Below are 24,246 nucleotides of genomic sequence, written 5' to 3'. Positions count from 1 at the left end.
CTATGAAATTTTTTTATGATCCGATAGGCTCTGGAACCAGGCCATCGTCTCGGCAACGGCTTGCTCGTGAGGCGTCGTGTCCTTGCCGAACATCTTCTCATATTTGCTCGTGTTGACGACAAAAGGCTCCTCGAACAAATACAGCATTTCCTTAATCTCTCTCATATTCGCATTAAAAAGAGAGAGCAGTGCCACGAATGCTTTCGGCGCGACACGGAATTTCGGTTCCCTTCCTGCCATGCTGTAGATCATCGATACGATCTGACGCGTGGTAAGCGTCTCAGCGGCCGGGACATGCCAGATATGCCCAAGCGATGCCTGAGATTGACCCAGCTTCACCAGCCCCTTGGCAAAATCACGAATGTATATATAAGTGTGAGGAGCATCAATGTTGCCAAGGACCTCAGCCGGCTTGCCTTCAAGCGCCGCCCGGAAGACCCGCTCTCCCAAAGCGGAGTCCAGCACGCCCGGACCGAAGAAGTCCGGAGCCCGGCCGATTGCGGCGCGTACCTTGCCGCTGCGATGCGCAGTCAAGAGCCTGTTGGCCATTTGGGCCCGAGTAATGCCTTTGCGCCCGTCAGCCCTGTTCGGAAGGTCTTCCGTCAGATCCCGTCTCGCGCTGCCGTACATGTATAAATTGTCTGCATAGACGATAATGGCTTTCTCATTCTCTGCCGCTTCAATAATACCGTCCATAATGGGCGGGAACATCTCAGGCCAAGCCGTATAGGGCGCCTTAGCACAATGGTAGATGACGGACGCTCCCCCGCAGGCCGCTGCAAATTCAGCTGAAATCGTCGCATCCCCCTTCACGACCTGTACCGAATTAGGTACATTGGCACGTCCGCTGCGATTGACCATGCGCACCTTTTTGCCCTGAAACAGCAACTCCTCCATAACCGCCATGCCGAGCGGCCCGGTACCAATGACTACTTGAAGTTCATTCATCTCCTCACACATTCCCCTTCCTAATATGGAGTCTACAACCTACGATGCTAATTATACCCATTTTGAGAATCGCAGTAAATATCTTTAGTCAAGTAAATTTTATTAATTGTGTTCAGTTATTTACGCACATACTCAAAAGTGCCCGAAGCAGCAAAAAAAGCAAGCCAGCAGCGGGTTTGGTCCGCTTCCGGCTTGCTTCGGCTATGCTTGTTCGGAGGTGTCTGCATCACAAACCCCTCCTAGAATGTGTTCATACGGAGCCGGACTACGACTTTCTTCCAAGCCGTTGCCTTGCCGTATCCTTACTTGCCGTAATCGGCTGATGGCTTCCCGCCCTGGCCAATCCGTAGACGGGCATGTTGTTGTACATGGCTTCATAGCAGCCATTGCGTACCTCATACGTCTCATGATAGATGCCGACGCTGCCGCTAGCCCCGACCTTCCGATGGAAGTTTCGCCAGGCCTTCAGATGCCTCTGCCCATGTCTCGCATAATGCTCCAATTGCTCGAACGATCGCCAGTACTGAATGACTGTAATACCGCGCCAAGAAAAATGAAAGCTCGCATGGAGGAAACCAAGTTCCTTGTTCGTATACAATTCTTGCAGCATGGGGCTCATCGCAAGCGTCACCGGCAGCCACCGGTGCACCGCCCAAATCCGGTTAATCCGTACGCCGATATGAAACACGACGAACGATCCCTCTATCCCAGCGGTATACCTTCCGGGGAATATGACGGCCATCTGACTTCCTACCCTTTCTCGAGAAGCTGCAAATGAATCTCGTAGAACCCGATGATATCGGTAGAAGCATACTGCTGAGCGGTCAGGAACGAGCCATAGAAGATCGTGAACAGCACCTTGACCGCGCGGTCAAGCGATATCCCATCCTTCAGTGTTCCTGTCTTCTCGGCATGCTCCATGCTGGTTTGGAAGATCTTATAGAGGTCGGGCGTGGAGCTCCCTACCTCTTCATGATCAGGAAAGAGAAGCCGCACCTCGGCTTCGCTCAATTCCTGCAGATGAGGATGCATTCTCATCTCCGCCAGGAACGAGATCAGGCTGGGCAGAATGCCAGGCGTCACCTTTGTCTGCTCCGCTACCTTGTACAGTAAGTGCCGGATGGCATCGAAGCCCTTCTTCTTCTCTTGCTCAATCTCAATAATCCGCTCCGTCAGCCATACCCGCATGAAGTAGACGAGCACATCTTCCTTCTTCGGAAAAAACTTAAAAAACGTAACACGCGACACTTCGGCCTGTCGACAAATGTCTTCCAGCATCACTTCATGGAACATTTTGTCTTCCATTAAGGACAGACTAGCTTCATATAAAGCAATCTTGGCTCTAGCCTTCTTGATCTCCCTTAATGAAATATCCGCTATAACCACGAGCATCATCCTCATTTTTTCGTTAACTCATGTCAATAACTTTACTTACGATAAATATTATTGTCAACATTTATTCCAAACTTTAACAAGATTACCGTCATTCAAACGCTTGGCAGACGACCAACGGCGCAATCGCTCAATTGTCTTTACAAGATCCGCTGCTGATTTCTCCATCATACCATTTGCGCAAGTCAATCCGATACGTCGTCTCGTCTCATTCCTATCGCTTAACCTTGTCGGGTTTTGTCGAACGAACAATATGTAGATTTATAGGGTTTTCATGCGTACACTCAAGAGGCTGGAGGGTCGCTATCCGTCGATTCCTCACTGTGGCGAATTGGACTATCCATCTACATTTTTTTCTTCAATTATGTGTCTATTTCGATTTTCGATTGTCTAATAGAAGGACGAGGCTGACGGAGATGCTGGAGAGAGGTGATGAATTGCGGCAATTCTCTGAGGTCTATGAACAATATTCGGCTCCCGTGCATCGGTTCCTCTTATCCCTCACCCGTGATGAGGCGATGGCGGAAGAGTTAACGCAAGAGACCCTCTATCGGGCCTTCCTTCATATCGACCGCTTCAAGGGTCAAGCCTCCCTGTATGGCTGGCTGTGCCAGATTGCGAAGAATTTGTACTTCAATGAATACAAGAAGAGCAAGCGGCGTGCGGATGAGCCTGCATGGGATGATACCGAGGCCGGGGACGACTTTACCATCCGGATGCTCCAGAAGGAACAGGCCATTATGGTTCATCGTATCCTGCACGCGTTACCGGAGCCCTATAAGGAAGTGTTCACGTTGAAAGTATTCGGCGAGCTCAAATTCAGAGAAATTGCGAGCTTGTTCGGCAAAACCGAATCCTGGGCAAAAATGACCTATTACCGCGCAAAAGAGCGAATCGTAATGGAAATGGAGGCGCGCGAATGAGCACATCTTGCAATATCGTGTATGACTTGCTGCCGCTTTATGTCGACGGCGCATGCTCCGCAGAGAGTAAGGCTTATGTCGAAGAACATCTGGCAGGCTGTCCGGCATGCCGGAAGAAATATGAAGCGATGGCACAGCCCATGGCGGTTGATGTACTGCTGGGAAGTCAAGAAGACGCGGGGCAGAATGAAGGAGTGGGGGAACAACAACGTGATCATGCTGCCAAAAGAGTGCTAAGACGCATCAAGAGGAGATGGCTATTATCGCTTATTCCTTTGCTGCTGATCATCCCCCTGCTGTTCCTGGGCATCAATCAATATCGCGGCGAAGGCATGTCATTCACCAATCTGTATGATCATTATGCCGCAAGCCAATTTCTCACCGCGCTGGAGAAGCGGGATTACGAGCGGGCATTTTCTTATCTGAATATGGACTTTTATTATTATGATGACATTCAAGAAGGACTAAAGCATTCGGCGGATATACTGGCCTTCAAGGAAGAGAGCATACGGCCGGAAACTGACGAGAACGGTCGCCTATTTTATACAAACGGAGAAATTATCTATACGGAGGAGCAAGTCAAGGCGATTATGCAGCAGTACGAGGAATTCCCGGAGTCAAGAGAGACGGACAAGAAGAACGCCCAGGACTTTATCGACAAATACGGAGACATGAGCTATGAGCAATTCTATGAGAGAAGCAAAGCCAATTTCATCGCCAATATGAAGGAGTGGGAGCGGCTAGGGCATACGCTAACCGGCCATCGACTCAGTTCCTCTTATGTAATCGAATACGACGGCGTGACAAGTTATAGCTTCTATCTTCATTTGACAGACGGCAAGCAGGTTGTGAAGTCAGGCAAGATCAGTCTGTCCGGCAATGACAAAGGAGTGTTCTGCCTCACAGGCGGCTCTTACATTGCGGAAAATGATCCACTTACACCGAAGCTGCTAGAGAGCTTGTCGATTTCTGATCTGAAGTAGTTGGGCCATTAAGTCTATAAACCTTTCATCCCATTAATAAAGGCGGCCGTTCTCTGGAACGGTCGCCTTCAATTTGCATCACTGTGCGCTATACGGCCCTCTTTCCGCTGCGGTAACGATTGAGCTTAAAAGTATACCAGATGTACGGCATGCCTGGGAAAATAAGCAGAATGAGTGAAGCCAAACCTGCAACGAGTCCAATCTGTCCCAGCAGCTTGGGCAGCCAGTCGTTCATACTCATCATGCGCACGAGCAGAAGCGCTATCGTCACGATGAGCAGCGGCAAGGCTGCCTTGCCGGACATTTTCCGCTCACGCTCGTATCGTTCAATAAGAGAGTCTTGATCCGTATAGATCGGTCTGGTGCCTGGAGAAGCGCTGAAGATATGGAAGGCACTATCCCCGCCCGCAGAACACACCTTCTTCCAGCCCGCTTCTTCGAATAAGGCGAAGTAATCGGCATCCGCATCCTCCTGATAATCTACGCTGTAGATAAGATTCTGAGGCTCTCCCTTTCTCAAGGTATATCCGAATGGAGCAAAGCTCTCTAGCAACCATCCTTTCCGTGCGTGCTTGCCTAGCTTCTTCATATCCGATGCTTCGGTAAATGCCAACCCGCCGCTAGCAACATACTTGGTTGTCTTCATACTCCCTTCACTCCCCTTTGTTCAAATATGGCTTCCGCATGGCGCACCATATCCTTGCGCCACTCGACGTTCTTCTTCAGCAGCTCCATCCCTTTGGAGGTAGCCGCATAGGTTTTGCGTTTGTCATCGTCGTCATCAAATAGCTCAATAAGTTCGGCAGCCAATAGCTTCTTAATGGTGGTGTACATCGATGCCGGTCCGACCGTCAATCGCTGATTCGTCATCGTCTCGATCGACTGCATAATCAAATATCCGTGCTTGGGCTCCACAACGGACAGCAAGATGTAGAACGCCGTATCCGTCAGCTCGCCCATCTCCAAAGAATCATTTCTCGGCAATTCGGCACCTCCTTTATATCATTTAACGATATATCATTGAATGTAGTATATCGTTTAACGATATACGTGTCAATGGGCAGATGCAGAGTGGGAATCGACTGCGTAAAATTGACTCGGCAACTATGATATGATGAAGATATGGGCGTTGTATAACCTTTGTTGTTATAGGAAAGGACATGGCTAATGATTACTTTGCCTTACGCAACAGAAATTGATGAGCCGCTCTTCGTACGAGATGTGCAGCTTCATTTTTTCTATAATGATCTCATGCTGATTTCTTTTGAATTTCAGGGATATCGATATGTCATGTACTGTGAAGATCAGGGTATGGGCTTTTGCCCCTATCTAGTTGAGCCGAATGACGATAATGGAGCTCTCCCTTCAGCTAACCTTAATCTTCACCAGCTGCAAAACCGCCTAGAAGATGTGTATCAAGCGATTGCCGAATACGATCTTTCGTTTCACAACTATATAAATAAGTATGTAGATCCTACAAATAAAATTGGAGGTTGAACGACAAATGAGAATCGCATTTATAGGACTAGGCACCATGGGCAAACCGATGGCTATGCATCTTCAGCACGCTGGATATACGCTGGCTGTTTATAATCGCAACCGCGACAGAGCTCGGGACTTCGAGCAGTTGGACTCGGTCACGATCGTATCGACACCGAAGGAAGCTGCGGGACAAGCAGATATCGTGTTCACGATGCTGACGGATGATGCGGTGGTTGAAGCGATTTATTTGGGAGAGGACGGCATCTTATCGGCTTGTACGGATGAGGCATTCGGTACGCCGAAGATCGTCGTGGATTGCAGCACTATCTACCCGGATACGACTAAGATGCTAGCGGAGCGCCTCGCTGACGTTGGCGTCGACATGCTGGATGCACCGGTGTCGGGCAGCGAACCCCATGCGATCGAAGGCATTTTGACCTTCATTGTCGGGGGCAAGAAGGAAGCGTATGAAACTTGCCGGCCGCTATTCGAATTAATGGGCAGGAAGGCTTTATATATGGGGCCTAACGGAACTGGAGCCAATGCGAAGCTCGCGAACAACTTGATTGTCGCAGCCAATATTTCCGCGTTGGCAGAGGGTATGTCCATTGTTCAGAAATCCGGCGGCAACCCGGAGCTGTTCCTTGACATTTTGGCCGGCGGAGGCGCCCGCAGCGCTGCGGCTGAGGTGAAGGGCCCACGTATTCTGAACCGCGACTTCTCGCCGCAATTCATGGCCAAGCTCATGTTCAAGGATGTGAAGCTCGCAGGACGTCTCGCCCAGTCTCTACAGGTGCCTTCCCCTATTCAGGCCACCGTGCAGCAGTTGTTCCAAATCACTTGCAACAACGGTCTCGGTCAGGAAGACCTCAGTTCTGTTGTGAAGACGTATGAAGCGTGGATCGGGGAGACGATTGGGGAAGGGAAAGAGGGCAAATAAATCGTAATGACGACGAGTGCCGGGAACGTTTGAGTGGATGTTCTCGGCTTTTTGATTAACAAAAATATCAACCACATAAACGATTAAGTCATTAAACCAAGCAATTGATAAACCAAATACACTCGCTAAAATAGCAATCGGAGAGAAATGAAGCAATAGTAATTCGGTTATAGTAAGCATATGCCCTTACCAAGAGAGGATGCTAACCAATGGGAAAGTTAAAGCCATATATCATTTCGGAGGATGCCAGAACGCAGGGACAATTCTACATAGACTCGCTTGGCGGAAAAATCATGTCAATCATGACCCACGAACAAGCAATGGGAGCGCAGCACGCTGATAAAGACAAGGTTATGCATATGTGCATTGAGGTTGCAGGAGAGAACTACATCTTCTTGGCAGATGGTATGGAACCATTCAACCACGGTTCAGGCCTGTATCTATCTCTGGAACTGGATTCGGAATCTCAAGCCCGCGAAGCGTTCGATAAGCTCTCGGCTGGCGGACAGGTGAAATATCCCTTCGAGTTTCAGCCGTTCGGTATGTTTTTGGGAGAGGTTATGGACCCATACGGAGTATGGTGGATGATTACCGCTCAGAGCAAGGCAGAGTAAGCCCGCAATTGCATTCCCAGCAAAAAGACGAGCTCGTATCCTCTTCAGATACAGCTCGTCTTTTCGATTTCAATATTCCCTCAGGCTATCAAACAACGCTAACATCGCATCCATATCTGCTTCGCCGCCAGAGTCGTTGAAGCTTTGCAGCAGCTCGACAAGCACAACATAAATCTCTTCCCGCTCCACCGTTTCAATAAAGCCTGATCGGCGATCCATTTTGTTGAAAGCAACCGTATAGACGCGGACCAGTTCCTCCACCTTAGCTTGAATCACTGCAGAAGAAAAGTCACCTGTTTCCTTTCGCTTCGCCAGATTCGTTAATGCCGATAACGTCTTCTTGTACACCTCGGCAGCCTTCCGGGCATTCGCAGCGGAGATATGCTCGCGTCCATCCCAATCCCGGAACGGATTGTTGAGATTTTCGGCCAGCCATTCTGGCTTGCGGGCTTTCGTAATGCTTAAATCCAGACCCTCCGCAGCCCGCTTCTTGTAGCGTTTTCGAATCGACAGTGCAGCTTCGGCAGGCAGGCTGGAAAGCCACAGCCACTCTAGATGCGGCAGCTGATCCGGGTCAGGGAACTGCTCGCCGGTGAAACCGAATAAATCGTTTGTACTAAAACTCCGCAGCTCGGATAGCTCCGACAAGCGTTCCAATCCGGTCAATAAGCCCGGTCTGCCCCATAAGCGCAGCGACTGCATCGCCGGGAATCGCCGGGTAATGGATGGCACGTCAAGCTCCGTAATCTCTGTCAAATTCATACCGCCCAGCTGATCAAGTCCCGCAAATCCCGGCAGCTTCGCCTTGTCATGAACAGTAAGCCAACGCCCATCATCATACGCCGAAATATGAAGCTCCGAAGACGAAGATCCCGTAAGGATAAGCTGCTTCATCTCCCGGTTTAGCTTAAGCCGCTTAAGGCCATCCGTCTGAATCGACAAATTGGTCAAACGGCAGCCGCCGAAATCTAATTCAGGTTGGTCCGTACGATGGACTCGAAGCTCGGTCATAATCGGATTGCCTGCAATAAACGCCAGCAACGCATCGCTTAATGTGTCAGTATGAATACGCGTCAGGCACGGAAGCTTCTCAAGCTCTGACACATCAGACAGCTCCAGCAGTAAATCCTCATGAACCGTACTGGTCGATAGGGATAGCTGGCGTCCGCCCACCTCTACCTTTGTCCGATCCTGCGCCGCTGCCTTGAAGCGCTGACGACGCTCCTGCGGTATCTCATCCCATTGCCTCTGGTTACCGACGCTGCCTCCGACATGCCAGGTACCATAGCTTCGAACCTCCTCCGTTACAAGCGGGGGCAGGTTGCCTACTTTCGTGTACCCGATCGGCACGCTATATTCCACATAAGAATGATCCAACTGGTCATCCCAGAAAAAATAATTGCAAATGAGCGGCTTCATCTCCCGCAATTCGCGTTCATCCGGCAGCTTCTCGCCAAGCCAATCAAGCTCAAGCAAAGCAGCCAGCGGCTTTTCTTTAGGAGATTCGGGCGGTTTGATATGAGTAATCTGGGCTGCAGCGTAGCGCTGTAGCCTTTCGACATAGACGCAATAAATATCTCCAGCTTCCGGTATCATGCGGATCATCCTTTCTAGTTGACGGGTCCAAAATATACCAAAGAGTATACCAAACCGCCTGGAAGCCGCACATAGCCCGATAGGTCCAAATTGCATCAAAAAATCGTAGGCACCATTCCCCCATCCATCCGAATTGGCGACCCTCTAAACGCAGATGAATAAGGACTGCATACAAAGGCTGCCAGTCTGCCGATCTCCGCTGGTCGGATGAATCGCTGAAGCTCGGACTGGGGCAGGTTGCTCTTCATAAATTGCTTTTCTTTTTCCGAAAAAGCCATCCCTTTATCCGAATAGATGCTGTCGATAATTTGATGTACATTCTCCGAGTGTGTCGGCCCCGGCATAATCGTATTGACGGTAACTTCAGTGCCTGCCGTTAATTTCGACAAGCTTTTGGATAGCGATAGCAACATCGATTTCGTTACGGCATACTGCGGCATTTGACCGGATGGCATGACAGCTTCTTCACTCGCGATGAAGATTACCCGGCCATCATTGCGATTCAGCATACCTGGCAAATACAATTTGGTCAGCGCATTAGCTGCCAGAACATTGGTGCGAATATATCTCTCCCACACTTCATCGTCAATATCCTCATACGACATGATTTCATAAATGCCCATATTGTTCACCAGAATATCTATCGCGGGGTGCTGCCGGAATAAAGCCTCTCTTTGCTCCGCATCCACCAGATCGGCTGTGGCCTTAAGTGGAGAAGTCTCTGGAAAGACCGACTTTATCTCCTGTACAGTACGCTCGACCTCTTCATCCTTACGGCCATTAATGAGCACATTCACGCCTTCTCTTGCCAGTTCAAAAGCAATCGCTTTGCCGATGCCTTTCGTTGATCCGGTAATAAGAGCCGTTTTATTCGATAATCCCATATCCATCTTATAATCCCCTTCCTTGTTCATCACTCACGACGAAGTCCTGAGCTTCGGATAGGAACTATATTACCTTCTGCAAGTGGTCCAGTAACTAGCGCCTTGCGCCAAAGTTCTTGCCGCACACGCCAACGTCGCTGCCATCTACGACAGTAGGGAGGGTTTCCCAATAAAAAATTTCACGCCCATTCATCTGGCAGCGCGTCTGCACCTGTACGTTCTGCCCGCCAATGCGAAGGCGTATCCCCTTCCCAATCACGAAAGGCACGGTAGAACGAATTCTGGTCTTCATAGCCCAGCAGGTAAGCTACTTCCTTGATATCCAGCGAAGTGTCGGACAGATACTCGCGCGCCTGCTCATGTCTGGCCTGCCCTAGCAGATGTTTGAAGCTTGTCTGCTCATCGGAAAGCCGCCGCTGCAAGGTACGGTCACTCAAACCCAGTTCCTTCGCCACCTTCCCCATATCAGGACTTCCCCCAGCGAGGTTGCGCTTAATGATCCATTTGACCTTCTCGGTCATGGAGCCGCTGTCGAGCTCTTCATGAAGTGATTGGTCCAGTACAGGAGTCAGAATGGCAAGCAACTCTTCATTATAGGAGACAAAGGGCCGGTCCAGATCCCTGCGATGCAGCGTGAGGCGATTGCATGCCGCCCCCATTCGAACACGACAGCCGAAATAAGCTTCAAGAGCCTGTACATTCCCCATCGGCTGCGAAAACTCCACGAGCTGCGCCGTCAAATATTGACCGGTCCCCCGGCGCCCAAGCTCCAGCAGATAAGCCAGTGTAATGCCAATTAACATTGCCGGGCCGGGCTGCTCCTTATATAGCCATGCCAACTCAATGGTGCATTGCTCGCTCTGCTCGGCAATTCGCAAGCTTTCTGGCGGACATAATTGCTTATAGCGAGCCATGCGGTGCAGCGCATCTCTGTAATCGCGAGCATGATAAGTCGCCAGGACGGTAGGCGGGTATTTCGCCGTTTCAAAAGAGGTAGCCAGCTTAATGATGCCCTCTGCAGGATCGCCAATCAGATCGGAATAAGCCTGCCAAATCGCAAAATATTGAGCGGTCGTCACTACAGGCTCATGGATAATGGTTAGAGGAAGCCCCGCTTTGCGGGCAATATCATGCGCTGCAATCCCTGCGAGACGCACGCCTTCCCAGAATCCCGGCGGGAACTTTATACGGTCGGACAAATGAGATTTCATGCGGTCGCTCCCTCCTTTTACAGCTTTATTTTAAGACGTGAATAATGATTCGATCTCCGCCCTTATGCATGCATGTATGACTATGGTACCTCATTAAGCTCATAAATAAAAAATCAATTGATCCGGATCCCTCCATGATCTGGAAAAATAAAAAAAGGGCTTACATTAAACTTATATTAACGTTAAATTATTTTTAACGTTAATATAAATGAAACGTTAGTCTTGCATGTACAAGACCATCGTTGAATGGAGGATTTAGATGAGTGTCCCTGCAGCCCAGACCTATACCCAAACTACTGCTTCATCTTCTATGCGCGCATTAAGGTATCACAAGCCCTTCCTTGTGCTGCTCTTCGCCAAGATGGTGACACGATTCGGGGATTCCATTGATTCCATTGCCTATAGCTGGATGGTGTATCAGCTCACCGGCTCCAAGCTGCTCATGGGCAGCTTGTTTGCGCTCAATTTTGTGCCGGGCATTTTGTTCAGCCTGTTCGCAGGCGTCCTTGTCGACCGCTTGCCCAAGAAACCGCTCCTTGTGCTGTCTTACGCCTCTAGATTCGCGGTTGTCGCCTTAACCGCACTGCTATTTGCTATCGGTCAGCTTCAGCCGTGGCATTTATTTTTATTTACTTTGATGAACTCTACCTTTGAATGCTTCTCTAATCCGGCTGAGACCTCGCTAATCCCAAGGCTGCTGCCAAAGCATCTGCTGCTCAGCGGCAATGCCTTCATTTCATCCTCCTCCCGGATCGCAGAGCTTGCCGGGCTTGCCTTGACTGGTCCGCTTATTGCCTGGATCGGGATTGCTGGAGCCATCTGGGTCGATTCTGGGGCCTTTCTGCTGTCAGCTCTGATCCTGTTGTTTATTCGCATTCCGGCTGCTGAGGACGAACGGGCTGGGAAAGCAACAGAAGCGAAGCCGCCACAATTCTGGCAGCAGCTCAAAGAAGGGCTGAGCTTTATACGCTCTCAACGAATCATGCTCTACACCTTAAGCACAAGCGCCGTTATTAATGTAGGCTTGACGCCGCTCAATGTCATGCAGCCGGTCTATGTGCAGGATATTCTCCAGTCCGGTCCGGCCACGCAAAGCGTGCTCGGCGGCTCGATCACCCTCGGCATGATTTTAAGCGGGCTTGGAATGGGAGCTTGGGGAGGGCGGTTTCGCAAAAGCAGACTTATCATCACCGGCTGCTTCCTGCTTGGAATAGGGCAGGTCTGCTTGTTTATTCCGTCGCTGACTTCTTGGCAGCCCCTTCTCCTTGCAGGATGCGCGGCTTTCGCCAGCGGACTCGCGCTTCCCTTCATCAGCACGACATCGGCTACGTATATGATGGAAGCTGCTCCCCAAGCGATGCTTGGCCGCGTGAGCTCCGTATCGAGCATGATTGGCTTTTCCTTTATCCCGCTCGGCTCCCTTATCGTCGGCGCCGCAGGCAGCTTGGTCGGTGTGGAATGGCTTTTTCTAGGAGCAGGCATACTGGTATTGATTCCGCCCTTCTTTCTCCTGACGCAAAAAAAGTTTATGAAAATATAGTATACTGAATACGAAACTATCGTTCTCCAGGAGACAGGAGTGGCCGCTATCGAGAAAAAAGTGCTGAAGACAATCGAAGAAATCCGGATTTTCTCCGACCCGTACCGGATGAAGATTATGAACCAGTTCCATAAGGCTTCGCGTCCGGTTACGATCAAGGAAATCGCCGATAAGCTTGGAGAGGTTCCAGCCAAGGTCTACTACCATGCGCGTAAGCTGGAAAGAATCGGACTTCTCGTAATCGCGGAGACTAAAATGATTAATGGCATTACGGCCAAATATTATACAGCTTTTGAAGGCACGATCGAGATAAATCAAGATCACGTAGACGACTCTATCAAAGAAATATATGCCTCCGAAGCTCAGAAGCTGATCGCCCGGACGTTCGACGACAGCAAGGAAAGATATCTGAGTAACAAAGCCTCCAATCCGGCAGGTGTCGCACTCTTAATGAATACCGATCTCTTCCTGACGCCGGATGAGGCTAAGGATCTGAAGGCTTACCTGGAACAACTCACAAGCAAATACGGCAAAAAAACAAAACCGGAGCAAGCCTCCTACCATCTCTTTACATCGATGTCGGGCGACCCCGATTAAGTGGACGCGAAAGACGGTGAAGCATACCGTCGGTGAATAAAAGCGGCAGCCATGGACATCTAGTTCCAGGCTGCCTTGATGTTCATTCAAACTCCCCCATAATGAGCTGATCCAATGTCGTCCCGCCAAGAACCATCGGATATACATTCTCTTCCCTTGGAATCACAAACTCCACCAACACCGGCCCGGCTGTATCCAACGCCTCCTGCCAAGCGCGACGCGCCTCTGTCTTGTTCGTCGCTCTCAATCCCTTAACCCCGTAAGCTTCCGCAAGCTTCACAAAGTCCGGACTGCCCGCCAGCTCGATCTGGCTGTATCGCCTCTCGTACATGAGCTCTTGTTGCTGTCTTACCATCCCCAGCACTTCATTGTTAAGAACAACTATCTTCACGGGAATGTTCTGAATGGCGCAAATCGCCAGCTCCTGTGCGCACATCTGCATGCCGCCGTCACCGTTGATCGAGATGACCAGCCGATCCGGATTGCCGATCTGTGCGCCGATAGCAGCCGGAAAGCCGAAGCCCATGGTTCCTAATCCCCCAGAAGTGACGAGCGAACGAGGATGATTGAACTTGTAAAATTGAGCGGTCCACATTTGATGCTGGCCTACGTCTGTCGTAATAATCGCATTGCCTTCTGTCGTCTGATGAATCATCTCCAGCACATATTGCGGCTTAAGCTCGGTCTCGGAATCCTTATACCTCAGCGGATATTCCGACCTCATCTGCTGCACTTCTTCTATCCAGCGCGAGGATTGCGCAGACCTCACTTTTGCATTCGCGTATTCCAGTACCGCCTTTATATCGCCGACACAGGCAATATCCGTATTTACGTTTTTGCCGATCTCCGCCGGATCAATATCGATATGGGCAATCCTCTTGGCATGAGGAGCAAACCCATCTACCTTCATCGTAACCCGATCATCAAAGCGCGAGCCGATGGAAATAATCAAATCAGCGTTCTGAACCGACATATTCGCCGCATAGGTGCCGTGATGACCCATCATGCCCAGACACAGGTCATGCCCGCTCGGGAACCCGCCTAATCCAAGCAATGTGGTGGCTACAGGAATACGGGTTTTATTCACAAATGCCAACAGCTCACTCGACGCATCGGAGTAGACCACGCCGCCCCCGGCGATAATAACTGGCTTTTCCGACTCGGCAATGGCCTGAATCAGCTGATTGATCGCCTCCCGGTTCGGGCTTGGAGCCCCTCCGTATCCCCGCAAGCTCAACTCATCGGCTGGACTGTAAAGCATCTTGTGATTAGACACGTCCTTCGGAATGTCGATTAATACCGGCCCCTTCCTCCCCGTGCTGGCAATGTGGAAGGCCTCATGAACAATGCGCGGTAAATCGTTAACGTCGCGAACAAAATAATTATGCTTCGTGATCGGCATCGTCATGCTGATAATGTCCGCTTCCTGGAAGGCATCCGTACCAACGACAGCCGTAGAGACATTGCCTGTAATAATGACCAGCGGCACCGAATCCATATACGCTGTCGCAATGCCGGTTATCAGATTGGTTGCGCCTGGCCCGGAGGTCGCGATGCATACGCCAACCTTCCCTGTCGAGCGGGCGTACCCGTCCGCCGCATGAATGGCCCCTTGCTCATGCCTTGTCAAAATATGCTTGAAATCCGGACGATCCACCATCGCGTCATAGATGTACAGAACATTGCCCCCCGGGTAACCGAATACACAGTCGGTTCCTGCTTGCAGCAAGCAACGCAATAGAACCTCCGATCCAGTAATCCACTCCTCCTGCTGCTGTTCCATTCTCACCATTATTTCTTTTTCCATTAAAGCTCCTCCTTCAATCAAAATAACCCCTCTCAACCGGCAGTCATAAGTTGCCATGCTGAAAGGGGCGAAAGGGGAACATTTTCGCGGTACCACCCTGATCTGCCGGAAACCTCGCGGTCTCTGGCCTCATGAGGCAAGGCTTCCCTTGCCTACAGCACGATAACGTGTGCTATTCCGTTTGGGTCTACTCATCGAGCCTGGTCAGCCCGATTTTCCGCCAAAAGCTCGGAGACGACATCGCATAAAGGGTTATGGCAAAGGTTCCACCGCTTCCTCTGCTCTCTGGACATAAGTGCCCTCATGCTTTTTTCTCTTCATCGCTTTATCCGTATCCATTAAGAAACCCCTCTCATCCTAGGCAGACAGCCGTTAGCTGCATGCTTGAAGGGACGAAAGGGGAACATTTTCGCGGTACCACCCTGGTTTGCCGGAAACCTCGCGGTCTTCGGCCTCATGAGGCAAGGCTTCCCTTGCCTGCAGCACGATAACGTGTGCCATTCCGTCTGGATCTACTCATCGAACCAGTCAGTCCGATTTTCTGCCAAAAAGCTCAGAGGGTGACATCGCATAAAGGGTTTATGGCAAAGGTTCCACCGCTTCCTCTGCTCTCTGGACATAAGATCCCTTATGCTTTTTTCTCTTCATCGCTTATCCTTATAAAATAAAGAAACCCCTCTCATCCTCAGCAGACAGCCATAAGCTGCATGCTCAAAGGGACGAAAGGGGAACATTTCGCGGTACCACCCTGATTCACCGGAAACCTTGCGGTCTCTGGCCTCATGAGGCAAGGCTTCCCTTGCCTGCGGCACGATAACGTGTGCCATTCCGTTTGAGTCTACTCACCGAATCCATATCAGATTCGACTTTCTGTCAAAATGCTCCGAGACGACATCATACAAAGGAATATGGCAAAGGTTCCACCGTTCCCTCTGCTCTCTGGACATAAGCGCCTTCGCACTTTCTTCTCTTCATCGCAACATTTATTGTTTTTCATGGTAGCACAGAATATTCAGATTTTCAAATTTTACTCACAAATAAAAACAGCAGCACCCCAGGAAACGAAAATCCCAGACTACCGCTGCTTAATGAGGTTAACTCCCTTAACGATATCAATACCCTACTTACACAAATCCCCCACAAACTTAGGCAGAACAAAAGAGGCTCTATGCAATTCAGGCGTGTAGTATTTGGTATCTATATTGAAGAAACGCTCGGCTTCTACTGTAATGGATCATATGTCTTCGACCCCATGGTGAAGGTCCACATTCCGCTAGGGTAGGTTGGGATGTTGCATGTATACAGACGAGTGACAGGGAATATCTCCCTTGTATCCTGAATTGCCTTGCGAATCAGCTCCGCTTTAAACCAAGGATTGTCAGTCTGCGCCACGAAGATGCCATCTTCCTTCAAAGCCTTGGCAATGCCTGCGTAAAAGCCTTTCGTAAATAGATTAGAAGCAGGGCCGACTGGCTCGGTCGAGTCTACCAATATTACATCATACTCATCCGTACTATTCAAAATATGCATGAAGCCGTCACCGATAATCAGCTCCGTTCTCGGGTTCCCGTAAGCGGAGGAAATACTAGGCAGGTGCTTCTTCGAATACTCCACGACCTTACCATCAATCTCTACCTGCACCACTTGAACCACGCCCGGATGCTTCAACACTTCACGTATCGTACCGCCGTCCCCGCCGCCAACGACCAGCACCTTCTGCGGATTTGGATGTGTGAACAGAGGGACATGAACAATCATCTCATGATACACAAATTCATCCTTTTCCGTCGTCATCACCATATTGTCGAGCACAAGCATATTGCCGAACTCTTCGGTTTCTACAATATCGAGCTGTTGAAAAGGTGTTTTCTCGGTGTGAAGGGATTGCTTGACTTTAGCTGTAATTCCAAACGATTTCGTCTGATGCTCGGTAAACCAAAGCTCCATATAACTACCTCCCATATGCCTAAATACTAAGCAGCTTCCATCACTAACTAACTAACGATCGTTAGTTTATCGTAGAAAGAAACGGAACTCAATTGATTTTTCACAGGAAACGCACGTCGCGGCACAACAAAAAACCAGGGAAAACCTTAGTCTCCCCTGGCCCCGTTCCCAGCAGTCCATTATGTATGGTTTTGTATCCCTCGCCAAAAAATAAACCAGGATGCATCCAGCCGCTTCTGGAATCGCTCCAAATCACCATAGATCATCTCGACAAATAACCCGTCCAATACCGCTGTAAAAGCGGTAGAAGCCCGGTCAATCGAAACTTCGGGATGCAACTGGCCGCTTTCTGCCGCAGCTTTAAATACGGTTTCGAGCACCGCATTCGTTCGATCGAGATGAAGATTGCTATAATCCACAACCTCCTTCTCCAAATGAGCAGGCGGAAAAAACGCTATACGCAAAAAGAATTTCGTATCATCCTCTTGCTCATATCGATTTCTATATGCGCTTAAGAAGCTATAAAGCTTATTTTCCAGCGAATGAGAACTACTTTTCTCCAAATAGTCCTGAATAAAGATCGTCTCCCTATCACCCGCCGCCTTAAATACCGTGAGGAACATATCGTCTTTACCATTAAAGTGATTATAAATGGAAGGTTTCTTAATGCCTACTTCAGCGGAAATATCCGCAAGAGAAGCACCGTCATATCCATTTCGCGCAAAGTGACGAAGTGCGACTTCCATAATTTTATTGGCCGTCATGTTTTCACCTCCACTTACAAACCAGATTAATGTTTTAATCTAGCATTCTGTTGTCTAGCTCATTCACCATGTTACTAAACACACCCCGCAATGTTCAAGGGTAATGGCCTTCCTACATGATGCTTTCGATTCGATAGGCCGCTCGTTTACAAAATATTTACCGAAAATAGCCTTACAAAATGACAAATGAAAACCACACATTATGCTATCCTTCTTCTTACGCTAATTGACTATAATGATAAGCAAGAAGGAGATGAGCCCATGAAAAAACCAAATATTCTACTCATTACGAGCGACCAGCAGCACTGGAATACGATAGGTGCATTCAACCATGAAATCCATACGCCCAATCTGGACCGGCTGGTTCGTGAAGGGACAACCTTCAACCGGGCTTACTGCCCTAATCCTACCTGCACGCCGAGCCGCGCATCCATTATTACTGGCATGCATCCAAGCCAGCATGGAGCCTGGACGCTTGGAACGAAGCTGCTTGAGGATCGCCACACCATCGGTGAAGACTTCCAGCAAGCCGGTTATCAAACGGCGTTGATCGGCAAGGCCCATTTTCAGCCCCTGCGTTCAACCGAACAATATTCATCGCTCGAATCGTACCCTATCCTTCAGGACCTGGATTACTGGAGAACGAACCAGGACTCTTTTTACGGCTTCTCTCATGTGGAGCTAGCACGAAATCATACCAATGAAGCGCATGTCGGGCAGCACTATGCATTATGGCTGGAGGACAAAGGCTGTACCAATTGGAGGGATTATTTCTTGCCGCCGACAGGCACCATGGACCCCACTCAGACTTACAAATGGCCAATCCCTGAGAAGTATCACTATAATACATGGATCGCCGAACGAACCAATGCTTTATTAGAGCAATATAAAGAGAATGACGACAGCTTTTTCTTATGGTCCAGCTTTTTTGACCCCCATCCCGAATACCTGGTGCCTGAGCCATGGGATACGATGTATGATCCCGATCAGCTCACTATTCCCTCTCTGGTTCCGGGCGAGCACGATCTTAATCCGCCGCATTTCCGCATGACTCAGGAGGAAGCCCCTGACTTCTCGGGCTTACGGGAGAGCGGATTCGATATCCATGGTTACCGCTCCCATCACTACTACGAATACGGCAGCAAGTTCAAGCTGACGGAGGAAGACAAGAAGAATTTAGTCGCCGTGTATTACGGCATGGTTAGCATGATGGATAAGTATATCGGGACCATTCTCGATAAACTGGACGAGCTTGGTATGGCCGACAATACCTTGATCGTCTTCACGACCGACCATGGCCATTTCTTCGGACAGCACGGCTTGCAAGCCAAGGGTGGCTTCCACTATGAGGATTTGATCAAGCTTCCATTCATTGTGAGATACCCGGGTCATGTAACGGCCGGCAAGACCTCCGAGGCCTTCCAGTCGCTTGTCGATCTTGCCCCTACCTTCCTGTCCTTCTCCAATCTGCCTATCCCTCATGCTATGACAGGAGTAGATCAGAAGGAGGTTTGGCTCGGGACATCGGATCAAGCAAGGGACCATGCGATCTGTGAATTCCGGCATGAAGCAACCACCATCCATCAGAAGACGTACGTGGATGCACGCTATAAAATTACGGTTTATTACAACCAAACGTACGGTGAGATTTTTGACCTGCAAGAGGACCCGAGCGAGCTGCATAACTTGTGGGATAACCCTGATTTCGCCGCTTTAAAATCAGAGCTTCTACTCAAATACGTATGGGCTGAGCTTGGGAAAGAATCGATGCCGATGCCTAGAATTTGTCACGCTTAAGCCGTCCGATCTGGAGTAGAAAAGCCCGTTGCTATTCTATTCATCCGTCCTGATGTTAAACTGATAGGGACATCCATCAACCTTTAACATTGGAAGAGGTCGTGTGCATGATAGAGTTTACCCATGAATATGCGGAGCATTTATATCACACGCCTAATGCACTCGAGAAGCATAACGGCGTGATCCCCATACGTATAGGCTATAATGAGGCCAAGCCGAATTATCATATCGGACCGCGCTTTATCGCCTATTACAGCATGCACTTCGTTCATGCAGGCCAGGTTACATTGCGTGTGAACCAAGAAGAGATTATCCTTACGCGAGGCGATCTGTTCGTGCTATTTCCGAATAGCATCCATGAATATTACATTTCACCTCGTGAAGAACCTGTTCTGAAAATGTTCTGGGTAGCTGCCGAGGGCAAGCAAATGCCGCTAATCACCAGCCGACTTGGACTTACGCTCAAAAACCCCTACATCAAAAACTTTTTCGATGAGGAGCTGGAGCAGTCGTTTTTTCAGTTTGCCTTAGAGTGGAAGCATCTTGTGAAGCAGGATGATTTCTCCTTAACGCAACGGTTTTACGCTTTGCTGAATCAGATCGTCCAATTGTCTAAGCCGATAAAGACAGCTTCGGGAGCCGATGATTGGGTAGCGACAAGCATAGACTACATTCATCTGTATTATAAGGAAGGCATAACCGTAACCGATATGGCCGATCATGTCGGGATCCACCGCTCGCATTTCTCCAACGTCTTTCACCAGAAGGTCGGCATGCGCCCGCATCGGTATCTGACGAATCTGATCATGGAGGATGCTATGAAAATATTGAATACAACAGCAATTCCGATTTCTCATATCGCCCTTTCTCTCGGATATTCAGACGTGTACTCCTTCACTCATGCCTTTAAAAGCTATTATGGACAGCCGCCAAGCTTTTATCGAAAGTCATAAGTTAACTGCATAAGAAACGGACTGTGCATCTCGCACAGTCCGTTTCTTACGTTATATTTAGGCTAAATTAATGGCCTTAATCGTATCTAACGGAATTTTCGGCTTGCGATCTTCCGTCAGAAGCCCGTTGATTTCCTGCTGGACGTCGGCAAGCTGCGTATAGCAATACCCGCTAATATAGGCAACGTCCTTAATCGCTTGGGTAATACCGTGGAATCGATTAATGAAATCCTCTTCTGATGCAACCTGGTCACCATAGCCCCAGCCCTTGTCCGACTTGAACGCGATTCCGCCGAATTCACTGATGATGATCGGCTGTCCCCGGTATTCGTATCCTTCGGCAAACGCATACTTCCATTGATTGCAAGTCGTTTCATTAGTTACAATCGCTTCCTTGCTCGCATAACGCTTTAGAAAATCATCTCCCAACGCGACATAGTCATGCAGCGTTAGAATGTCGGACACCGTATGCTCCCAGCCGTCGTTCGTGATAACCGGACGGTAAGGATCGATCGATTTGGTCAAATGATAGATGCCCTCGGTCAGCTTCTGCTGCCGCACATCTTGCAGAATGAGAGGAACGCCCCATGATTCGTTAAAGGGAACCCAAGTAATAATGCTTGGATGATTATATTGCTGCTTCACGATCTCCAGCCATTCCTTCGTGAACGCCTCAACCGCCCTGTCATGAAACTCGAAGGTAGCCGCCATCTCAGACCATACGAGCAGACCTTTCACATCGCACCAATAGAGAAAACGTGCGTCTTCGATTTTCATATGCTTGCGCACACCGTTGTACCCCATCGCCAGAATATGATCGATATCTTCGATCAGAGCTTCCTCGCTTGGCGGAGTCAGGTGACTGTCCGTCCAATAACCTTGATCCAGAATCAATCGCTGGTAGATCGGCACATTGTTCAGCAGCACTTCTCCATTCTTGATGGAAATCTTCCGCATGCCGAAGTAAGAGAACACCCGGTCCACGACTTGGTCATTCGCATACAGCACAAATTCCACGTCATAGAGGTTCGGTTGATTGGGAGACCAGAAGCTTCTCTTCCACGGCCCGTTCGCCTCATGCAGCAGATCAACCTCAACGGTCAGACAAGGGCGGTCAATCGCCAGGCTAACTCGCTTTACGGGCTTATCTTTGAACGTAACGATCGCTTCCAGCCTTAAGTCACCGGCTGCCTCTAACCCATTCACCTCGTAATCGAATCGGACGATGGAACGGTCGAAATCCGGTGTGATCTTGACCGCATCCAGCCGTTGTTCCTCTACATATTCCATCCATACCGTCTGCCAGATTCCAGTCGTCTGGATATAGAAGCATTCGAAATTGTTCTCGGTCCAGCGCTGCTTGCCGCGCGGCTGATAACAGCTATTGCTGTCTTTGACCTTTACCGTGATTTGATTCTCCGCCCCGACTACGAGATACGGGGTGATATCAATGGAGAAGGCCGCATAGCCGCCTTGGTGCCCGCCTGCCAATGCTCCGTTCACCCATACCTTGGCATCATAATCCACCGCTTGAAAATGAAGGATCACCCGCTTCCCTTCAACTTCCTTCGGGATATGAACGGCTTTGTTGTACCAGACTTGCGAGTGGAACTCTTCAATTCCGATTCCGCTTGCTTTGGTCTCATACGTAAAGGGCACGTTGATTTTATGTGTCTCTTCGAATTTCTCCTGCCACTTTTCTTTCTCTCCTACGCGTTGGTCATCGAAGCGGAAGCTCCATTCGCCGTTCAAGGAGAGCCAATGATCGCGTACGAATTGAGGTCTCGGATAGTCTTTGATATATGCCTTAGTTGTCATGCTGTACCTCCTATTTATGATGCTTTGCCTTTATTTCCAGTACATACACGGAAGCAGGACGCAGTGGGTAGCCGAGCTTCCATTGCTTAGCAGGGACGACTTTTTCCTCACATAAAACCCGTTCTGGCTCGAACACGGAATTAATATCGTCGTAGGATTCTCCCGTAATTTCATATAGAATCGTCTCTTCCGAAGCTTCGAACGCTTCCAGATCAAGCGCCGCCTTCACCTCGTTCAAGCTGCGGTTCACGATAAATACGGTGACGGAGCTTCGGTCGTCGTTCGTGCCAGCCACAATATCAAGATCAGGCAGCGCGTCCAGCTTCATAGGCGTCTCCTTGAGCGACGGGACGGCAAACTTACCGCACTCAGCTGCGACGGGCAGAATATGCCGAACATCCCGATTCGCGTAAAGCTTCATGACTTCATACGTTGGCGTTCCGTATACGGTAAGCGGCAACCCGCTCCAGCCGGGCTCCTTGCCGCAATATTGGTCGGCATAATAATCACCTACGCGGATGCATCCGCCAAGCCAGCCATTCACCAGATCGGAGAAGCTGCCGATGTGAACCAGATCGCTGCTGCGTATCATCTCGTTCAAGTTGGCAGCATTAGCGACAGCAGCGCCCAGTGAGTGTTCGTTCGGCAGCCCTTTCCGGGTCGTATTCGGATAATACATCGTGTTGTATTCGGTAATGGCCAGCTTCACATGGCTATGCTTCGCGTCCGCCAAAATATGCTCGGCCGTCTGCTGGATATGATGACGGGTAAATTCGGGAAAAGAAGCAATCGCCTTATAACGATCCTCTTCCGGCGTATTTCGGTTCATGCCGAAGAGGCCATAACCGTGATACAAGTGCAAGGTAAGATAATCGAAATGCTCACCGGCTATATCGAGGACGGTCTTATTCCACTCCTGCTCGAAATGGCCGCAGGCCAAGAGCACGATAGAGGGATCGGCCGCCTTCATGGCTTCAGCGAAGGAAACCGCGCGCCTAGCGAATTGATCCGCGGTGCAAGTGCCTACCTGCCACTGTCCCCACACCTCGTTGCCAATCTCCCAATAGCGGACATTGTACGGCTCAGGATTCCCGTTCGCCGCACGCAGCGCTCCCATAGGAGTATCGATGCCGCCGTTGCAGTATTCGATCCAATCGGCAGCTTCCTCGGGTGTTCCCGATCCGTCATTAACACAGATAAGGGGCTCCACTTGAAGCTCGCGGCAAAACTGAATAAATTCGTCCGTACCGAAGTATTTGTTCGTCCAGCCGCCCCAGGCTTCGTTGTACATGACCGGTCTCTCAAGTACTGGACCTACGCCATGCTCCCAGTGATAGGCGCTAATATAGTTACCAGCAAGCCTCATCATCCCTGCGTTCAGACCCCTCGTCATGTCGATGACTTCGCGCTTCACCATAGCAACGCTGTCTGTTGGCAATAGAGACACATGGTCGAGCCACAGCATGCCGGTCGACACATGATCGGCCCACCTCGGCTGATCAGCCGGAACGTAGACGCGGATTTCGGCGTCGACGCATTCGCGGGCAATTGATAGCCGCGCTTCATACTCGCGCCAATTGTGGCCCCCCAGCTCGAACTGGACTCTTCCCAGAAGCTCCTCTGAGCGCCTGTCCACCGCTTCAACGAGGATCGTCTTCAGCTCGATGGAGGCACGTGCAACAAGCTTGACCGCGTAATCCGCAGGTCCCTTGAGCGCTGCCTTCTGAGCGATGCCGGCATAGGCCTCGTCATCGCTCAGAAGACGGATGCGCTGGGCGCGCCCCGAATGCCTCGGGGCAGCAGCCTCCAGTGCGTACTTCGTATTCCGTCCGTTCGTATAGGCATACCAGCTTCCGGATATCTCCCTCTTCGTCTCGGCTTCGCTTTCGAAATCCATATCCTTAAGCGGGAACGCAAGCATCGCTTCCATATGATCCCGAATGTCCTCTACAAAATGTCCGAACAAGTAAGGGTTAACCGTATGCTCGCTTGCCTGACTGCAGTCGATCCTGATCTTTGCGTTTGTATTCAAAATAAACCTCCAGCTGAT

The 24,246-nt window shown here is 49.9% G+C and carries 21 protein-coding genes and 1 pseudogene; 9 read left to right on the top strand and 13 right to left on the bottom strand.

Annotation, left to right across the window (positions count from 1 at the left end; all coding sequences use genetic code 11):
- The 3 genes from ACFVSO_RS04865 to ACFVSO_RS04855 form a co-directional block, all read right to left on the bottom strand.
- Window positions 1-948, bottom strand: coding sequence for an NAD-dependent epimerase/dehydratase family protein (locus tag ACFVSO_RS04865; protein ID WP_387470696.1), 948 nt, complete (start codon window positions 946-948; stop codon window positions 1-3).
- Between the two features lie 265 nt (window positions 949-1,213).
- On the bottom strand, window positions 1,214-1,690 hold the full coding sequence (locus tag ACFVSO_RS04860; RefSeq protein ID WP_387470693.1) for a DUF4188 domain-containing protein: 477 nt from the start codon (window positions 1,688-1,690) through the stop codon (window positions 1,214-1,216).
- Between the two features lie 8 nt (window positions 1,691-1,698).
- The gene (locus tag ACFVSO_RS04855; protein ID WP_387470691.1) at window positions 1,699-2,334 is read right to left on the bottom strand and encodes a TetR/AcrR family transcriptional regulator; all 636 of its coding nucleotides are present in this window, start codon (window positions 2,332-2,334) and stop codon (window positions 1,699-1,701) included.
- Window positions 2,335-2,756: 422 nt separating this feature from the next.
- On the opposite strand from ACFVSO_RS04855, the gene ACFVSO_RS04850 reads away from it, so the two are divergent.
- A complete protein-coding gene (locus ACFVSO_RS04850; protein WP_387470688.1) occupies window positions 2,757-3,263 on the top strand; it encodes an RNA polymerase sigma factor in 507 nt (168 codons plus the stop codon).
- Window positions 3,260-4,246, top strand: coding sequence for a zf-HC2 domain-containing protein (locus ACFVSO_RS04845; protein WP_387470686.1), 987 nt, complete (start codon window positions 3,260-3,262; stop codon window positions 4,244-4,246). Before ACFVSO_RS04850 ends, ACFVSO_RS04845 begins: the two co-directional genes overlap by 4 nt.
- An 88-nt stretch (window positions 4,247-4,334) precedes the next feature.
- Here ACFVSO_RS04845 and ACFVSO_RS04840 read toward each other — a convergent pair whose 3' ends face one another.
- Together ACFVSO_RS04840 and ACFVSO_RS04835 are read right to left on the bottom strand one after the other, a co-directional pair.
- Window positions 4,335-4,892, bottom strand: a complete 558-nt coding sequence (locus ACFVSO_RS04840; RefSeq protein ID WP_387470684.1) for a DUF2812 domain-containing protein — start codon at window positions 4,890-4,892, stop codon at window positions 4,335-4,337.
- Window positions 4,889-5,230 (bottom strand): PadR family transcriptional regulator, encoded by a 342-nt coding sequence (locus ACFVSO_RS04835; protein WP_387470681.1) that lies wholly within the window; start codon window positions 5,228-5,230, stop codon window positions 4,889-4,891. The genes ACFVSO_RS04840 and ACFVSO_RS04835 overlap by 4 nt, the downstream gene beginning before the upstream one ends.
- A gap of 183 nt (window positions 5,231-5,413) precedes the next feature.
- On the opposite strand from ACFVSO_RS04835, the gene ACFVSO_RS04830 reads away from it, so the two are divergent.
- From ACFVSO_RS04830 to ACFVSO_RS04820, 3 genes are all read left to right on the top strand, one after another.
- Window positions 5,414-5,743, top strand: coding sequence for a hypothetical protein (locus tag ACFVSO_RS04830; RefSeq protein WP_387470679.1), 330 nt, complete (start codon window positions 5,414-5,416; stop codon window positions 5,741-5,743).
- A gap of 7 nt (window positions 5,744-5,750) precedes the next feature.
- Window positions 5,751-6,668, top strand: coding sequence for an NAD(P)-dependent oxidoreductase (locus tag ACFVSO_RS04825; protein ID WP_387470677.1), 918 nt, complete (start codon window positions 5,751-5,753; stop codon window positions 6,666-6,668).
- Between the two features lie 209 nt (window positions 6,669-6,877).
- Window positions 6,878-7,282 carry a VOC family protein gene (locus ACFVSO_RS04820; RefSeq protein ID WP_387470675.1) on the top strand — a complete coding sequence of 135 codons (405 nt, stop codon included), beginning with the start codon at window positions 6,878-6,880 and terminating at the stop codon, window positions 7,280-7,282.
- Window positions 7,283-7,351: 69 nt separating this feature from the next.
- Here the strand turns inward: ACFVSO_RS04820 and ACFVSO_RS04815 are convergent, their stop codons facing one another.
- The 3 genes from ACFVSO_RS04815 to ACFVSO_RS04805 form a co-directional block, all read right to left on the bottom strand.
- Window positions 7,352-8,878 carry a hypothetical protein gene (locus ACFVSO_RS04815; protein WP_387470672.1) on the bottom strand — a complete coding sequence of 509 codons (1,527 nt, stop codon included), beginning with the start codon at window positions 8,876-8,878 and terminating at the stop codon, window positions 7,352-7,354.
- Window positions 8,879-8,973: 95 nt separating this feature from the next.
- Window positions 8,974-9,768 (bottom strand): SDR family NAD(P)-dependent oxidoreductase, encoded by a 795-nt coding sequence (locus ACFVSO_RS04810; RefSeq protein ID WP_387470670.1) that lies wholly within the window; start codon window positions 9,766-9,768, stop codon window positions 8,974-8,976.
- Window positions 9,769-9,941: 173 nt separating this feature from the next.
- Window positions 9,942-10,973 (bottom strand): helix-turn-helix transcriptional regulator, encoded by a 1,032-nt coding sequence (locus ACFVSO_RS04805; protein ID WP_387470668.1) that lies wholly within the window; start codon window positions 10,971-10,973, stop codon window positions 9,942-9,944.
- 259 nt (window positions 10,974-11,232) lie between these two features.
- On the opposite strand from ACFVSO_RS04805, the gene ACFVSO_RS04800 reads away from it, so the two are divergent.
- Both ACFVSO_RS04800 and ACFVSO_RS04795 read left to right on the top strand, forming a co-directional pair.
- A complete protein-coding gene (locus ACFVSO_RS04800; RefSeq protein WP_387470666.1) occupies window positions 11,233-12,513 on the top strand; it encodes an MFS transporter in 1,281 nt (426 codons plus the stop codon).
- Window positions 12,514-12,552: 39 nt separating this feature from the next.
- On the top strand, window positions 12,553-13,110 hold the full coding sequence (locus ACFVSO_RS04795; protein WP_387470664.1) for an ArsR/SmtB family transcription factor: 558 nt from the start codon (window positions 12,553-12,555) through the stop codon (window positions 13,108-13,110).
- 82 nt (window positions 13,111-13,192) lie between these two features.
- Here the strand turns inward: ACFVSO_RS04795 and ilvB are convergent, their stop codons facing one another.
- From ilvB to ACFVSO_RS04780, 3 genes and pseudogenes are all read right to left on the bottom strand, one after another.
- A complete protein-coding gene (ilvB, locus tag ACFVSO_RS04790) occupies window positions 13,193-14,917 on the bottom strand; it encodes a biosynthetic-type acetolactate synthase large subunit (protein WP_387470662.1) in 1,725 nt (574 codons plus the stop codon).
- Window positions 14,918-16,037: 1,120 nt separating this feature from the next.
- A pseudogene (gene speE / locus ACFVSO_RS04785) lies at window positions 16,038-16,864 on the bottom strand (polyamine aminopropyltransferase).
- Between the two features lie 179 nt (window positions 16,865-17,043).
- Entirely contained in the window at window positions 17,044-17,628 is a 585-nt protein-coding gene (locus ACFVSO_RS04780) for a TetR/AcrR family transcriptional regulator (protein ID WP_387470660.1), read from the bottom strand.
- Window positions 17,629-17,889: 261 nt separating this feature from the next.
- On the opposite strand from ACFVSO_RS04780, the gene ACFVSO_RS04775 reads away from it, so the two are divergent.
- Together ACFVSO_RS04775 and ACFVSO_RS04770 are read left to right on the top strand one after the other, a co-directional pair.
- A complete protein-coding gene (locus ACFVSO_RS04775; RefSeq protein ID WP_387470658.1) occupies window positions 17,890-19,425 on the top strand; it encodes a sulfatase family protein in 1,536 nt (511 codons plus the stop codon).
- A 107-nt stretch (window positions 19,426-19,532) separates the two neighbouring features.
- Window positions 19,533-20,378 carry a helix-turn-helix transcriptional regulator gene (locus ACFVSO_RS04770; protein ID WP_387470656.1) on the top strand — a complete coding sequence of 282 codons (846 nt, stop codon included), beginning with the start codon at window positions 19,533-19,535 and terminating at the stop codon, window positions 20,376-20,378.
- 57 nt (window positions 20,379-20,435) lie between these two features.
- On the opposite strand, the gene ACFVSO_RS04765 is transcribed toward ACFVSO_RS04770, so the two are convergent.
- Entirely contained in the window at window positions 20,436-22,196 is a 1,761-nt protein-coding gene (locus tag ACFVSO_RS04765) for a glycoside hydrolase family 2 protein (protein ID WP_387470654.1), read from the bottom strand.
- Between the two features lie 10 nt (window positions 22,197-22,206).
- Window positions 22,207-24,228: an alpha-L-arabinofuranosidase C-terminal domain-containing protein gene (locus ACFVSO_RS04760; RefSeq protein WP_387470652.1), complete on the bottom strand. Its 2,022-nt coding sequence runs from the start codon at window positions 24,226-24,228 to the stop codon at window positions 22,207-22,209.
- Window positions 24,229-24,246: the final 18 nt, after the last annotated feature.

The organism is Paenibacillus sp. NPDC057967 (assembly GCF_042887015.1).
Taxonomy (GTDB): domain Bacteria; phylum Bacillota; class Bacilli; order Paenibacillales; family Paenibacillaceae; genus Pristimantibacillus.
The sequence above is the reverse complement of the archived record's forward strand: the minus strand, read 5'-3'. Positions and strand labels throughout refer to the sequence as shown.